The organism is Vibrio sp. 2130-1, from assembly GCF_033339515.1.
This window is the reverse complement of the sequence record NZ_JAWOUT010000081.1, coordinates 1-1,079: the sequence shown is the minus strand read 5'-3', so window position 1 is coordinate 1,079 and position 1,079 is coordinate 1. Positions and strand designations below refer to the sequence as shown.

Below are 1,079 nucleotides of genomic sequence, written 5' to 3'. Positions count from 1 at the left end.
TACCAGAAAGCACTGTCGACGATTTTAAACCCTGACAATAAGCTTCTGTGTCGCTAAGCCATAAAATCTGAATAAATAAAAAACGCCCATTTATATGGGCGTTTTTTTTGTATTTCGAATAGTGAACTCAATTATTCTTGAGGAACCACTTTACCGATGAATGGTAGGTGACGGTATTTTTGAGCGTAATCGATACCAACACCAACAACGAACTCGTCAGGGATCTCGAAACCAATCCAATCAACTGGCACATTTACTTCACGGCGAGATGGCTTGTCTAGTAGCGTACAAATCGCGATAGATTTAGGTTCACGTAGCGATAGGATTTCGCGAATTTTATTTAGCGTGTTACCTGTATCGATGATGTCTTCAACAAGCAAAACGTCTTTGCCTTTAATGTCATCATCCAAATCTTTCAAGATGCGTACATCGCGTGAGCTTTCCATCGTGTTGCCGTAGCTTGATGCCGTCATAAAATCAACTTGATGAGTCAGTTCAATAGCACGCGCTAGGTCGGCCATAAATACAAAAGAACCACGCAACAAGCCAACCAAAACTAGGTCTTCACTGCCTTGGTAACGCTCTGTAATTTGTTTGCCTAATTCACGAATTCGTTCCTGAACTTCTTGCTCAGAAATCATGACTTCTATTGTATGTTTCATACTGTGCTCAATTTAGTTTGTGGGTTGAGGTAGGTCGCACGCAAACGATCACCTAATCTTACGGCGTGTAGTGTATCACCACGAAGAGTGGGTTGAAAGTCACATCCTTTTGCGGAAAATTCTTGGGAGCGCTGCCAAATTTTCGAAAGTTTACAGCAAAACTTATCAATAATAATGACATTACTGTCTATAAATTATCCATCAGATGTTGACCTTGTGCATATGCACCATTACACTCATCACTGCTTAAAGCAATTATTAAAATAATCAATTAGGGGGTTACCCCCAACAACAACTCAAATGGCAAGGAAAATGGATATGGACTCAATTGCAAAGAGACCTAGAACTAGGCTTTCTCCTCTTAAACGTAAGCAACAACTCATGGAAATCGCGTTAGAAGTATTTGCACGCCGTGGT

At 40.6% G+C, this 1,079-nt stretch carries 1 protein-coding gene and 1 pseudogene; one reads left to right on the top strand and one right to left on the bottom strand.

All coding sequences use genetic code 11. The features are described from left to right. Positions 1-131 precede the first annotated feature (131 nt). Positions 132-662, bottom strand: a complete 531-nt coding sequence (hpt, locus tag R7Q09_RS24365; RefSeq protein WP_005479701.1) for a hypoxanthine phosphoribosyltransferase — start codon at positions 660-662, stop codon at positions 132-134. 318 nt (positions 663-980) lie between these two features. On the opposite strand from hpt, the pseudogene R7Q09_RS24360 reads away from it, so the two are divergent. Next, positions 981-1,079, top strand: a pseudogene (locus R7Q09_RS24360) (TetR/AcrR family transcriptional regulator); the annotation flags it as partial.

Coding starts and splice junctions, on each gene's coding strand:
- hpt (WP_005479701.1), bottom strand. CDS start 662: ATGAAACATACAATAGAAGTCATGATTTCTGAGCAAGAAGTTCAGGAA.